The sequence below is a fragment of the Stenotrophomonas sp. 99219_Sma genome, from assembly GCF_056480785.1.
In genome coordinates, this window is record NZ_CM151117.1 from 4,339,509 (window position 1) to 4,352,841 (window position 13,333).

At 66.1% G+C, this 13,333-nt stretch carries 10 protein-coding genes, 1 tRNA gene and 1 pseudogene; 2 read left to right on the forward strand and 10 right to left on the reverse strand.

Annotated features, from left to right (window positions below):
- Position 1: 1 nt before the first annotated feature.
- The 3 genes and pseudogenes from ACZK13_RS19800 to ACZK13_RS19810 form a co-directional block, all read right to left on the reverse strand.
- Entirely contained in the window at positions 2 to 1,342 is a 1,341-nt protein-coding gene (locus ACZK13_RS19800) for a TPM domain-containing protein (protein WP_253144164.1), read from the reverse strand.
- A gap of 68 nt (positions 1,343 to 1,410) precedes the next feature.
- Positions 1,411 to 3,249 carry a M3 family metallopeptidase gene (locus ACZK13_RS19805; RefSeq protein WP_253144123.1) on the reverse strand — a complete coding sequence of 613 codons (1,839 nt, stop codon included), beginning with the start codon at positions 3,247 to 3,249 and terminating at the stop codon, positions 1,411 to 1,413.
- Between the two features lie 73 nt (positions 3,250 to 3,322).
- Positions 3,323 to 3,839, reverse strand: a pseudogene (locus ACZK13_RS19810) (hypothetical protein).
- Positions 3,840 to 3,921: 82 nt separating this feature from the next.
- On the opposite strand from ACZK13_RS19810, the gene ACZK13_RS19815 reads away from it, so the two are divergent.
- Entirely contained in the window at positions 3,922 to 4,548 is a 627-nt protein-coding gene (locus ACZK13_RS19815; protein WP_125895558.1) for a YiiX/YebB-like N1pC/P60 family cysteine hydrolase, read from the forward strand.
- Between the two features lie 54 nt (positions 4,549 to 4,602).
- Here the strand turns inward: ACZK13_RS19815 and ACZK13_RS19820 are convergent, their stop codons facing one another.
- From ACZK13_RS19820 to ubiA, 3 genes are all read right to left on the reverse strand, one after another.
- Positions 4,603 to 4,764 (reverse strand): hypothetical protein, encoded by a 162-nt coding sequence (locus ACZK13_RS19820; RefSeq protein WP_167796845.1) that lies wholly within the window; start codon positions 4,762 to 4,764, stop codon positions 4,603 to 4,605.
- A gap of 273 nt (positions 4,765 to 5,037) precedes the next feature.
- Positions 5,038 to 6,462, reverse strand: coding sequence for a short-chain fatty acid transporter (locus ACZK13_RS19825; RefSeq protein WP_185749977.1), 1,425 nt, complete (start codon positions 6,460 to 6,462; stop codon positions 5,038 to 5,040).
- Positions 6,463 to 6,628: 166 nt separating this feature from the next.
- Positions 6,629 to 7,522 (reverse strand): 4-hydroxybenzoate octaprenyltransferase, encoded by an 894-nt coding sequence (gene ubiA, locus ACZK13_RS19830; RefSeq protein WP_253144127.1) that lies wholly within the window; start codon positions 7,520 to 7,522, stop codon positions 6,629 to 6,631.
- Positions 7,523 to 7,671: 149 nt separating this feature from the next.
- Here ubiA and ACZK13_RS19835 point away from each other — a divergent pair.
- Positions 7,672 to 7,748, forward strand: a tRNA-Arg gene (locus ACZK13_RS19835).
- Between the two features lie 51 nt (positions 7,749 to 7,799).
- Here ACZK13_RS19835 and ACZK13_RS19840 read toward each other — a convergent pair.
- The 4 genes from ACZK13_RS19840 to ACZK13_RS19855 all read right to left on the reverse strand — a co-directional run bounded on the left by ACZK13_RS19840 (position 7,800) and on the right by ACZK13_RS19855 (position 13,228).
- Complete coding sequence (locus ACZK13_RS19840; RefSeq protein WP_253144129.1) at positions 7,800 to 8,261, reverse strand: adhesin; 462 nt, start codon at positions 8,259 to 8,261, stop codon at positions 7,800 to 7,802.
- The gene (locus ACZK13_RS19845; RefSeq protein WP_006399919.1) at positions 8,258 to 8,677 is read right to left on the reverse strand and encodes a hypothetical protein; all 420 of its coding nucleotides are present in this window, start codon (positions 8,675 to 8,677) and stop codon (positions 8,258 to 8,260) included. Before ACZK13_RS19845 ends, ACZK13_RS19840 begins: the two co-directional genes overlap by 4 nt.
- 154 nt (positions 8,678 to 8,831) lie before the next feature.
- Positions 8,832 to 10,187: a Gfo/Idh/MocA family protein gene (locus tag ACZK13_RS19850; RefSeq protein ID WP_253144131.1), complete on the reverse strand. Its 1,356-nt coding sequence runs from the start codon at positions 10,185 to 10,187 to the stop codon at positions 8,832 to 8,834.
- Positions 10,188 to 10,252: 65 nt separating this feature from the next.
- A complete protein-coding gene (locus ACZK13_RS19855; protein ID WP_253144133.1) occupies positions 10,253 to 13,228 on the reverse strand; it encodes a TonB-dependent receptor domain-containing protein in 2,976 nt (991 codons plus the stop codon).
- Between the last annotated feature and the right edge of the window lie 105 nt (positions 13,229 to 13,333).

Here is a 13,333-nt window from a genome sequence, read left to right on the forward strand (position 1 = left end):
ACTACCAGCTGCCGGACGCGCCGCCTCCGCCGCTGCGGCCGCCGCCTCCAGACCAGCTGCTGGAACTGCTCGACGACGAACTCGACGAGGACGACGAACGGGACGACGTGCGTTCGCGGGAGGATGAAACCCGGCCACGTGCGCGCTCGCCCGGCAGCATGGTGAACAACCACACGAAGTACAGCAGTACGCCGCACACCCCGGACACGATCATTGCCAGCAGCCGTGGATCGTCACCTTCGGCACGATGGATCGCCAGCAACGCGCCCGCGGCATAGCCGAGGGTCAACAGCACCAGCACCGTCATGCGCACGACGAAGCTGCCGCGATTCTTCTTCCAGCGTGTGCGGCAGGCCTGCACCAGCAGGAACACCATCAGGGTGACAACGCCCGCAGCGACCTGCAGCAGCAGGTGCCGGGCCAGGCTCGGTGGCAGCTGGCCACGCAGCAGCGCCTGCACAAGGAAGAGCACGCTGAGCATCAGCATCCCGCACAGCACGATGCGCACACCTCGACTGCGGCGCCAGCACCAGCCCAGCAGGGTCGCCACCGGCACACCCAGCGCCAGCACGAAGCACAGGCCCGGCAGCACATGGCGTGGCAGCAGCAGCGCCACGGAGAGCATGCCCGCACCCACAACAGCGGTCACCAGCATCGGGCGCCCCCAGGCCGGCAAGGTCGGCCAGGTTGGTTTTGGTGCCGATGCATTGGCGGCCAGTGCCTTGCGCCGCCGCTCCCGACGGCTGCCGCTGAAATCGTCCTCGGTCTTCGCCGGCGGGAGGGGCGGCGGCGAGCGCCACAGCCCGGCCAGGAAACCGGCCAGCAGGGTCAACGCCACCACCGAGTCTGCGCGTCGCCAGTCCGCAGGCAGCACATTGCTGGCCGACGGTTCTTCCCATGCCGGCAGGTCCTCGCCATCGATCAGCGCCATCATGATCTTCGTGCCATCGAGCACGCCCTGGTCGACATCGCCCTCACGGAAGCGCGGCACGATCGCGTTGTCGATGATGCGAGCGGCGTACGCGTCCGGTAGCGCTCCTTCCAGGCCATAGCCGGTCTGGATGCGCACGCGGCGGTCCTGCACCGCCACCAACAGCAGCACACCATCGTCGACACCGGCGCGCCCCAGCTGCCACTGATCGAACACCCGCTGTGCATAGGCCTCGATGCCTTCGCTGCCCACGCTGGGTACCACCAGCACCTGCAGCTGTGCACCTTTCCGCGCCTGCAGCTGCAGCGCCTGCCTGCGCAACGTGGCGCGGGTGTCGGCGGACAGCGCGTTGGCAGTGTCCACCACGGGATCGTCCAGCGCCGGGACCGGGATTGCCGCCAGCGCTGCCATCGGCAGCAGGCACAGCAGCAACAGCAGCCACACGGTGGCGGCCGCCTGCTGCAAGGGGCGCGCCGGGTTCACGTACCCTGCCCTGCCTCGATCTGCGCATGCAGCGCCTGCAGCTGCGCCGCCGTCTGGTTGAACACCTGCAGATCGGCATCCACCAGGGCCGCCCAGTCAGGCGCGTGCCCCAGCAGTTGCGCCACCTGCTCGCTCGGCGCGCGGTCGAAGCCCTCGCCAAGCACGGCAAGATAGCGCTCACGGAACCCTTCGGGGTCGCGCTGGTCCTGCACGTACAGCTGCACGGCCAACAGCCCCGCATACAGGTAGTTCACCAGATAATTCGGGTCTTCATACATCAGACGCTTGCCGATCCAGGTGTTGCGCAGCTGCGGGTAGCGCTCCGGTTGCTGGCCGAAGCGCGCCAGCACCTGCCCGGTCAGCGCGTCCAGGTCATCGGCGGTGCCCAGCGTGCCGGCGGCCACGCCCCGATAGATCGACTGCTCCAGCTGCGCTTCCTCGGAAGAGGTGAACAGCTGCAGCACCATGTCGTCCAGCAGCGATTTCAGGTAATAGGCTTTGGCGCGCGGATCCTCTGCCTGCTGGTAAAGCTGGTCGCGGAAGCGCAGCTCGTTGTAGATCGCGAACGCCTCGGTCAGCCACTGGCTGCCATTGCGCTGCAGCGGCGACGCATGACCGCGCTGCATCCACTCGCCGTGCACGGCATGACCGGCTTCATGGGCGATCTCGACGTCGCTTTCCAGATCACCACGGCGCAGGCCAACGAACAGCATTGCCGGCACACCGGGAGCGCTCACCGGGAACGCGTCCTGGCTGCGGTCACCACGTTCGGTGGCCAGATCCATGCGCTGGTTGGCCGGATCGAGCAGCGCGCGCAGTTCGGCGACGTACGCCGGCCCCAGGTGCTGCATGGCATCGGCGGCATTGTCACGCAGCTGCGTCAATGTCAGCACTGGTGGCGTATAGCCGGCATCGGGCACGGTGGTATCCCAGATCTGCGGCGCGTCGATGCCGGATCGCGCAGCGTGGCGCAGCAGCATGTCCTGGTAGGCACGGCGGTCCCCGGCGTGCCGTTCGATCGCCACCAGCGTTGCATCCACTGCGGCAGTATCCAGGCCCATGCGCTGGTAGCCATATGCCGGCGCCGAGCCGTCACCCTGCAGGCGTGCGGCGGCGTCATTCACCTGCACCAGCCCCAGCAGCACCGAGGCCATCGGCTCACGGCGCGAGTGCAGCCCCTGCCAGTAGCCCTTCCACCCGGCCTCGCGCAGGGCGCGGTCGGGCTGCTGGGCCAGCAGCTGCTTGTCGCGTCCGGTGTCCCAGTGACGACCGCCGTGCTCGATCTGCGGGTACTCGGCGCTGCGCAGGATCTGCCCGCGCAGGCGCGCGAAGCTGTCCAGCGCCGGATCGGCCAGTGCCTCCACGGCCTCATCCAGCGCGGCGTTGGCCGGGGTGGCAGCCTCCTTCAGCGCCCGAGTGCGCAGGAAGCCATACGGTGCTGCCCACGCCGCATCTGCGGGCGCCTCGCGCAGTGCGGCGCGACCACTGCGAGCGATGCGGCTGCACAGCCCCGCTGCCTGCTCCATCGCCTGTGCCGGGCGAAGATCGCGCGCGTTGCGGGCGGACTGCAGATGCAGGTAGCCGAGATGACGCAGGCACTGCGCCTCCAGTGCCTCGGCCTGCTGGAAGCGTTCCGCCGGTGCGAGGGTGGACGCCTGCTGCAGGGCCTCGACGCGCTTGCCCAACGCGTCGCGCGCGGTCTGTTCGGACGCGGCGCTGGCGAAGTAGGTGCGGTCATCGGCATGCACCGACTGTGCCTGCGCGCCGCTGAAGGGGGCTATCGCCAATACGGCGGCAATGGCGGCGGTGGTGGTGCGCTTCCTGAAAGCCTGCATCGGCGTCTCCCTGCCTGGACCAGGGATCGAGCCTAGCAGCCGCTGGCCCGCCGCGCCTGTGCCGGATCAGCCATCAGATCGACTCATCCTCACGCTTGACCAGCGTCCAGCACGGCGCCTGCGCAAAGGTATAGGTCTGCTGGTCGCTGCTGTCCGGCGTACGGATCTGCACCTGCCGCTGTCCATCGGCCAGGAGGCTGACCTGCATTTCGCGGCCCTGCCCGGCCAGTGCGGCGGGATCAGGCATCACCGGCCACTCGACATCGGCCCGCGCCAGCCGGCTTTCCACCTTGCGTGGTTCCGGCTCGGCCTCGGCATCGATGTAGCTGTCCAGCAGCGGATCGGCGGTGGCCTTTTCCTGCAACGCGATCTCGTTGCCGAAATGTTTCAGGAACGCATCGAAGTCCGGGTAGAGGCATTCACCGCGTGCAGCCACAGCTGTGGGCTCGGCGGGGGGGGGGGGTCGCCGGCGCCGCTGCGGCAGGTGAGGCTTCGGTCGCGGTCTGCGGTGCCTGCGGCACTGGCGCGCAGGCTGCCAGCACCGCGCCACAGGCAAGCATCAGCGGTGCGGCAGAACGGTATCGACACATGGGCTCATCCTGAATCCGGTCCGGTCGCTCCATGCTACCGCGCACCCTACAATTCCGGCATTCCGCCTGTCCGAGAGTCCTCATGCATCGCCTCCTGCTCCTGATCGGCCTGCTGCTGCCCGCCCTGTGGCCGGCCGTGGCGAGGGCCGTCGATGTCCACGAAGGCGACCTGCTGTTCGTCACCGCCGGCAGCAGCGGTCTCAGTGCAGCCATCGACGATGCCACCGGCAAGCAGGGCGCGCCCAGCTTCGATCACGTCGCGCTGGTCGCTTCCGCGCCGAAGGGCTGGGAGGTATTGCATGCAGACGAGAAAGGATCGCGCCGGCAATCGCTGGTCGAATTCCGCCAGGAGGCGCGCGCCAAGCAGCGGCAGATCGTGGTCTATCGCCTGCGCGCGCCGCAGCAGGCAGCGATCAGGGATGCGGTCGCCACCGCGCGCACGATGCTGGGCAAGCCGTACAACACGTCGTATGTGTTGAACGAGGACAGCTACTACTGCTCGGACTTCATCGAACGTGCGTTCCGTGCGCACCATGTATTTGCGTTGCAGCCGATGAACTTCCGCAATCCGCAGACCGGGCAGATCGCCCAGCACTGGATTGATCTGTACCGCGGCATGGGCATGGACGTGCCGCAGGATCAGCCCGGCAGCAATCCGAACGACATGTCGGCGGCACCGGTGTTGCAGCGCATCGGCATGCTGGAATAAGCAAAGCCCCGCACGAGGCGGGGCTTCACCGGTCACTCCGCATGCACGGCGCGGTCATTCTTCTTCGTCGTTGCCGCCCTGCTGCTGGTTCTGGTTGCGCTTCTGCTGTTCCTGCTGCTGTTGCTGCTGCTGGTCACGGCCACGACCCTGCTGCTGATCCTGCTGGTTCTGCTGGCCCTGTTGCTTCTGGTTCGGGTTCTGGTTCTGCTGTGCCATGTCCGATCTCCAAAGCCACTCGCGGAATGCGGTGGACGTGGCCATCGTCTGCAGCGAATGGTTAATCACGCGTGGGTGGGCGGCTACATCTGTGTGTACGCCTGTGAATGAACGCGCAGAAGCCCTTGTGGCACAAGCGGCTGAAGGATTCATGCGGGTTCGACATGTGCTCATGCCTTCGTCAACGGTGCACGCATTCATGGCGTTCGCCGCCGGAAACACGCGCTGAACGAGGCTGGCTTCCCGGCTCACGCAGGGAAGCCAACCCTGCATTCAGGGCATCACCGGCGGCACATACGCCAGGGTCATGCCCAGCAGCCACAGCAGGCCCAGCACCAGCGGAATGTGCACCAGCAGCTGGATGAAGGTGAAGCCGACGATGTCGCGTGCCTTCAGGCCCAGCACACCCAGCAGCGGCAGCATCCAGAACGGGTTGATCAGGTTCGGCAGCGCTTCGGCCGCGTTGTAGACCTGCACCGCCCAGCCCAGGTGTGCCTTCAGTTCATTGGCGGCCTGCATCACGTACGGCGCCTCGATGATCCACTTGCCGCCACCGGAGGGCACGAAGAAGCCCAGCACCGCCGAATAGACGCCCATCACCAGCGCGAACGAATCGGTGCTGGCCACGTGCACGAACAGGCTCGACAACCGGTGCGCCAACGTCTGCCCATCGCCGCCGGCAGCATGGGTGAGGATCATCGCGATGCCACCGTACAGCGGGAACTGGATCAACACGCCGGTGGTGCTGGGCACCGCCTTGGCCACCGCGTTGAGGAAGCTGCGCGGCCGCCAGTGCAGCAGCAGGCCCAGCGAAATGAACATGAAGTTATAGGTATTGAGGTTGGCGATGGCGGTGACCACCGGCTTGTTGGCGAACTCGTTGAACAGCCAGCCGAACGCCAGCAGTGAGAGCAGCACGGTCAGCAGCGGGCTGTATTCCAGCCACTCGCCCGGGCGCGTGCGGCGCTGCAGTGGTTCCGGCTCGGCCTGCGCGGCGCCGGGGAAATCCTCAGCGGTACGCGCACTGCCGGCAGCCGGTGCGGTCAGCCAGGCGATCAGCAGCGAAACCAGGATCAGCACCGAGGTCAGCGCGATCGACTGCCACAGGAAGATGGTTTCGGTGAACGGCAGGACGCCGGTGATCTCGACCAGTCCCGGCGGCATGCTGGCCGGGTTGGCCTGCAGCTGCGCGGCCGAGGAACTCAGCCCCATCGCCCACACCGCACCCAGACCGAGATACGCCGAGGCACCGGCCGCGCGGTAGTCCATGCGCAGTTCGGTACGGCGCGCCAACGCGCGCACCAGCAGGCCGCCGAACACCAGCGAGAAGCCCCAGCTGAGCAGCGAGGCGAGCATGCTGACCAGCCCCACGTACACCACCGCGCCACGGCCGGTACGCGGCACCCGGGCGAGGAAATCGATGAAGCGTGCGACCACCGGTGCAGTGGCCACGGCATAGCCACCGATGACCACGAAGGCCATCTGCATGGTGAAGGGAATCAGGCTCCAGAAGCCATCACCGAAGGCGCTGGCGGTGGCCTGCGGGGTCGAGCCGAAGCCCATCGCGGCCAGCGCGACGATGACCACGCCCAGCACCGCGAACACGTACGCATCGGGGAACCACTTTTCCGCCCAAGCGGCCGAGCGCAGCGCAGCGCGCGCCATCCAGCCGTCCTGTACTGCTGCCGTCGAGGCCATCGCCTACCCTCCCAGGTTCGATGGATCGATTCTGGGCGGTGGGGTGCAGGCTGTCAGCCACCTATTGGTCGTAGGTGGCGGAATGGTAGTGCCGGCCGCTGGCCGGCAACCTCGGGATCGCACACGGGTGCAGCCGGCCAGCGGCCGGCTCTACCTCACCTTGGGCTCAACGCAGCGCCAGGTCCACGGCGATGCCGGCGAACAGCGCGGCACCCACCCAGTTGTTGTGCAGGAACGCCTTGAAGCACGGGCCGCGCTCGCGGTTGCGGCAGATCCAGAACTCGTACACCACCAGAACGGTGGCCACCGCCACGCCGGCCAGGTAGTACCCACCCAGCCCGCCGCGTACGCCTACCAGCGCCATGGTGGCCAGGAACAGCGCGTACAGCACGCCCTGGATGACCAGGTCGAGGTCACCGAACAGGATCGCAGTGGAGTGCGAGCCCATCTTCAGGTCGTCCTCGCGGTCGACCATGGCGTACCAGGTGTCGTAGGCGGTGGACCACAGGATGTTGCCGGCATACAACAGCCAGCCCAGCAGCGGCACCTCGCCCTGCACGGCGGCGAACGCCATCGGGATGCCCCAGCCGAACGACATGCCCAGGTAGACCTGCGGCAGATGGGTATAGCGCTTCAGGTACGGGTAGCTGGCGGCCAGGAACACGCCGATGAAGCTGAGGCCGATGGTCAGCCCGTTCAGGGTCAGCACCAGGCCGAACGCCACCAGCATCAGCACGGCAAACAGTGCCAGCGCGGCACGGCCACTGATCGCACCGGTGGCCAGCGGACGCGCCTTGGTACGCTCCACATGCGGGTCGAGCCAGCGGTCGGCGTAGTCGTTGATGACGCAACCGGCCGAGCGGGTCAGCCACACGCCGGCGGTGAACACGAACAGCGTCCACAGGGGCGGCATGCCGCCCGCGGCCAGCCACAACGCCCACCAGGTGGGCCACAGCAGCAGCAGCGTGCCGATCGGGCGATCAGCGCGCATCAGACTCCAGTAATGCCGCCAGCGCGGCGTCGCCGGCGACTGCGGCGAAATGAGGGGGGTATCAGCCATGACGATAGGATACTCCTGCCCCTCTGGCAGCGCTTTGCCCATGGGGGGAGATTTGTTCGGCGAAACTGGATAGAATGCCGGTCCCGCACCGCTTCATGGCGCTGCGATGCCCGCCCCGGCACTGGTCGGTGGCGCGGCGGTTCTACAACGCGCCCGTAGCTCAGCCGGATAGAGTAGTGGCTTCCGAAGCCATTGGTCGGGGGTTCGAATCCCTCCGGGCGCGCCATCTTCCCCTGCTCGTACCCGTCACTCCGGGCCTCTCGCTTGCGCTTCCACGTCAACGCAGCTCAGGAGCGAACGGCACCGAGCGATGTGCGCAACCTTGAAGATCGCGCACGACGATGGAAAGCTCCTGCCCTTTCTGCACCGCCCCGGGCAGGAAGGCGCCTTTGCCGTCGTACAGGAAGGTTTCAATCTCACCACGTGCAACCACCAGGTCCGCAGCCGGCGGCTTGAGCTCTTCCAGAACAACACTGAAGGGACGCCAGGCCAGACCGTGTTCGTCGCGGATATTGGCCGATACCGCGTGTGCATGCGCCTGCCGATCCACGCTGGCCAGTGGCAGTCGTAGTGCCTGCGATCCCTCCGTACTGATCTGGAACCTGCCAAGGACCACGGCATCCACAGTTTCACTGCCGATGTAGGTGATCGTGGCCTCGGGGCACTGCACGGCATCGGCTGGGTGCGATGCACACGCGGCCAGGCTTGCGGTCAGGAGGGCAATGATCGGCCGGATCATGGGCTGGCACCTGGCACGTCGCTACCCTGCCCAGCATTTGCAGCAGCGCGCGTAGTGGAAGCACCCGGCCTGCGCGCGTAGCTGTAATCCGGATCGCGGCAGGCGCGCATGATCGGACTTCGTGCGTGCCTGATCACGCCGGGGAACCAGCACAACGCCAGCACCACGGCCCAGATCACAGCCAACCAGAACCATCGGCCCAAGGCATAGGCCCAGATCATGGGCAATGCAGCCAGCAGCACGATGATCTGCGTATACAGCAGGTAGAGCGTGTGCAGGCCCAAGCGGGGATCCGAGCGCAGCATCACGCCACATCCCCTGCATGCCGTCTTCGCCTGCCGTCTCGATGCGGAAAGCAGCGGGAATCGCTGCCCGGCAGCGCCGCAAAGTGGACAGGTGAAGGTCAGCAGGCGCATCAGGCAAGCTCCTCTCTGTCGATTGACATCAACTGCCGGGCACGAAGCCGAGCCTAGCATGGGCCTGTTAGGGGGCGCCGCAAACAGCAACGCCGGGCATGGCCCGGCGTTGTGTTCAAAACAGTCGAGCATGGCTCGACTCTACAAGAGCGGATCAGTACTTGCCGTCAAACGCAAAAATCGGCTTACGCTGCTTCCACGCACCGGCGGTGAAGTCCGGGAACTCCAGCGTCTGGAAGCTGTTGGCGATCGACTGCTCGCTCAACGGCGTGATCGCACTCCAGGTCACCGCGTCATAGATATCGATCGGCATAGGTGCCTTGGCCTTCAGCGCCTCGACAAACGCGTGGATGACGAACCAGTCCATGCCACCATGACCAGCGCTGGAAGCGGTCTCGGCATTCTGCTTCCACAGCGGGTGCTCATACTCGTCCTGGTACTTCTTGAACTCTTCCCACTGGTGCGGCGGGCTGCGGCCTTCGATGTGGATCGAATGGTTCACATCCATCCACAGGCCCTTGGTGCCCTGCACGCGGAAGCCCATCGAGTACGGGCGCGGCAGCGAGGTGTCGTGCTGCAGCAGGATGGTCTCGCCGTTCTCGCAGGCCAGCGTGGTGGTCACGATGTCGCCCAGCTTGAACTTCACCTTGGTGCTGGGATGGGTGGTGCCGCCACTCTTGGCCACGGTGTATTCGTGCAGGCCGCGCGCCTTGGTCGCAAAGGCGTTGATGTGGGTGAAGCGATTACCGCGGTTGATGCCGGTGTACATCGCGCACGGGCCGATGCCGTGGCTGGGGTAGAGCTCACCATTGCGCTCCACCGAATGCTCGGTGCGCCAGCGGGCTTCGCTCCAGCCCTTGGGACCGAACTCCACGCCGCTGTCGTAGGGCTGGTTCGGGTCACCGGAATTGAACTTAACGCCGCGCAGGTCGTGCTGGTAGCCGGCCTGCAGGTGCACCAGCTCGCCGAACAGGCCCTGGCGCACCATCTGCAGCGCGGCCATCACGTCGCGGCGGTAGCAGACGTTCTCCAGCAGCATGTAAGGGGTACCGGTGCTCAGCTGGGTCTTCAGCACGTCCCAGTGGTCCTGCAGGGTGATGCCGGCCACCACTTCGCAGCCCACGGCTACACCGGCCTGCATCGCGGCAATCGCCATCGGTGCATGGTATTCCCACGGCGTGGCGATGATCACGCCATCGATGCCCTTCTGTTCCAGCAGTCGCTTCCACGCATGGGTGTCGCGGTCCTGGCCGTAGGTCTTCGGGGCCGGCTTGCCGGCCTTGGCCACCATGTCCATGGCGCGACCGAGCATGATCGGTTCGATGTCGCACAGCGCGACCACCTCGACATCGTCGCGGCGCACCAGCTCCTTCAGCAGCACAAGGCCACGCATGCCGGTGCCGATCATGGCCAGGCGCACCTTGCGCCCGCGTGCCCACGCCGGGGTCTGCGGCAGCAGGCTGCTGGCGGCGACAGCGGCACTGGCCGCGATGAATTCCCTACGCTTCATGGCAAACATCTCTCCTCTTGGCAGCGTGCCGACCGAAGCCGGCACGCCAGGTCACGCAAACGGAATTACTTGAACCGGTAGCCGATGGTCACACTGTAACCACGACCGAAGATCGTTGCGTAGTCACTGGAGTCACCCAGGAAGCTGTTCGGGTCGTAGAACGGCAGGCGGTTGAACAGGTTCTTGACCGTGAAGCTCAGATTCCACGCATCATCCGGGCGCCAGGTGACGCTCATGTTGGCGGTCCACCACGACGGTGCACCGTCGCACTTGCTCTTCTGCAGGGCCAGGTAGCCGCCGGTGCAGGTTTCCTTGTTGTTGCTCTTTTCGTCGACCTGGTCGGTGGCCCACTTGGTGCCGCCCACATAGTTGACGAACATGCTGGTGGTGACCTGCTTGTAGGTCCAGTCGGCGTTGAGCGTGGCACGCAGGCGCGGGTTGTTGTAGTAGCCCACCACGTCGCCGTAGTACCAGCCGCTCGCTTCGTCCATGTAGAAGCGGTTTCGGTTGGCGATGGTGGCAGCCAGGCCGATGTTCAGGTTGCCCCAGTCACCCAGCGAGAAGCGGCTGCGCGCGTCGATGTCGAAGCCGTCGATCAGCGTCTTGCCACGGTTCTTGTACTGGCCCACCACGCTGGCCACGTTGCCGGCGGAATAGCCTGGCAGTGCCGACGGGCAGTTCACGCCGCTGGCCGGGTCGGCACACATCGCCGCCAGCTGCGCCAGGTTGGCGCGGTCGCTGTCGGTGATCGGCGAACGCGACGAGGAGATGATGTCTTCCATGCGGCGGTAGTCCGGCGCGACGATTTCATTGTCGCGGTAGATGAACCAGTAGTCGGCCGACACCGACAGCCAGGTTGCCGGCTCGTAGACGAAGCCGAGGGTGGCGATCTTCGCCTTCTCCGGCTTCAGGTCCTTGTTCGGCTGGGTCATGCGTGCCACGGTGCGACTGCAATCGACGTTCAGCATGGTCTTGCCCAGATCGACATCGCCCGGCCGCTGCGACTTCAGCAGCAGGTTGGCGATGGCGTTGGTCTCGTTGCAGCGCAGCTCGTCACGGTAGCCGCCGAGCTGCGCGAACACGCCGCCGTTGCCGGATTCGGCCAGGCTCGGTGCACGGAAACCGGTCGAGTAGGTACCGCGCAGCATCAGCTGATCGAACGCCTGGTACTTGAAGCCGATCTTCGGCGCGACGTTGGCGCTGAAGTTCGGGTACTTGTCCACGCGTACCGCCGCGTCCAGTTCCAGCTTGTCGGTGATCGGCGCCACGGTCTCGGCAAACAACGCGTAGGTGTTGCGCTTGCCGTCGAACCAGGAACCGCCCTGCTGGGTGATCAGACCGTTGGCGGCGTCGGCGTTGCCCGGAGTGTAGAAGGTCTCGCGGCTGGCGTTGAAGCCGAATGCCGCACGCATCTCGCCGGCCGGCAGCTGGAACAGCGGGCCTTCGATCTTGCCGTCGAGGGTGTGCAGGCGGGTCCACGACTGGATGTCGAAGGTCGGGAACGCTTCACGGATCAGCGCGGCGTTGGCTTCGCTGATCTCGCCGAACTTGTACGCCGGATGGTCGGAGATGATCACGCGGCCGGTGCCCGGATCGATCGTGTACGGGCCGAAGGCCTTTTCGAAGCCCTTGGTGTTGACGTTGATCGTCTGGTAGGTGGTGGAGTGGGTGCCAGCGCTGGCGAACGCGGTTTCCCAGTTCCAGTCGCCCCGGTTGCCACGCGCACCGGCCAGCACGCGGTAGCTCTTGTCGGTATTGCGCTGGCCGAAATAGTTCGGGCCGGCATCCTGCAGCAGGTAATTCAGGCCGACCACACCGCCCATCATCGCCTTCATCTGCGGGCTGGCGTGGTTGTACTCGTTGTTCGGGCCCAGGAACGGGTACAGGAACTGGTTGACGGTGTTGCCGGTATTGCGCGAGAACCAGCTGGTCGGGTTGCCGGTGGTGGTGCCGTAGGTACGCGGCGTGCCGCCGTTGGCGCGCAGGTCGATGTCGGTGTAGGTCGCCTCGGCGAAGATCTCGGTGCTGTCACCGACCAGGAAGGTGCCGTTGAGGTAGGCGGTGTTGCGCTCGGACTTGGCACCAGCGTCGATCTCGTTGTTCATCCAGGTTTCCCAGACGCAACGCGGACCGGCCGCTTCACTGGTCAGCACGTTCCGGCAACCCGGCGCAGCTTCCTGCACGCGGCGGCCGGTGACTGGATCGAAGGCGAAGTAAGTGCCCGGATTGAATTCACCCGGCTTGCTGCCCACGCCCAGGCGCAGGTTGTTGAGGTAGTTCGGATTGTTGACGTAGTACTGGTCGGGCCGCTTGTCGTAGAAATCGCTCAGCGGGATCGCGTCGCGGCGGTACATGTTCACCGCGCCGTAGATGTTGAAGCGGTTCTCGGCCAGGTCACCGAAGCCGGCGGTGATGCTGGCCTGGCGTTCGCCGTAGGAGTCGATGCGCGAAGAGGTGTCGTTGGTGAAGCTGACCTCGGCCCCCTGGAAGTTGCGCTTGGTGATCACGTTGATCACGCCGGCCACCGCGTCGGTGCCGTACACCGCCGAGGCGCCGTCGGTCAGTACTTCCATGCGCTCGATGGCTGCGGCCGGAATCGCATCGATGTTGACGAACTGGGTCTGGAAGCCGGCCGGTGCACCGTAGTACGACAGGCGGCGACCGTTCAGCAGCACCAGCGTGCCCTGGGCACCCAGGCCACGCAGGTTGGCCTGCGAGGCACCATCGGAACCGGTGAACAGCGAACGCGCGTCCTGCTGCGCCGGGCGGGCGGCCGGCAGGTTGTCGAGCACCTGCAGCAGCGTGCGCGCACCCATGTTCTGGATGTCCTGCTTGCTGATCACCTGCACCGGCGAGGCGGTTTCCACGTCGGTGCGGCGGATGTTGGAACCGGTGACCTCGATGCGGGCCAGGTCGGTGGCCTTATCCTTGCTCTCCTGGGCGAAGGCAGGAACGGCGACCGACAGCAGCACGCCGGCGATGGCCAGCGACAGCGGAGCGATCGAACGACAGGGGGGGCGGTGGTGGCGGGCGGGCAACATCGGGGTTCTCTCCTGGCAGGGGTGCAGCGCAATAAGTGAGCGCGTGGGCGTTCGGCGGGCAAAACGCTCCCGGGCCACGGCCACGAGGGCCGTAGTCGGAATGGG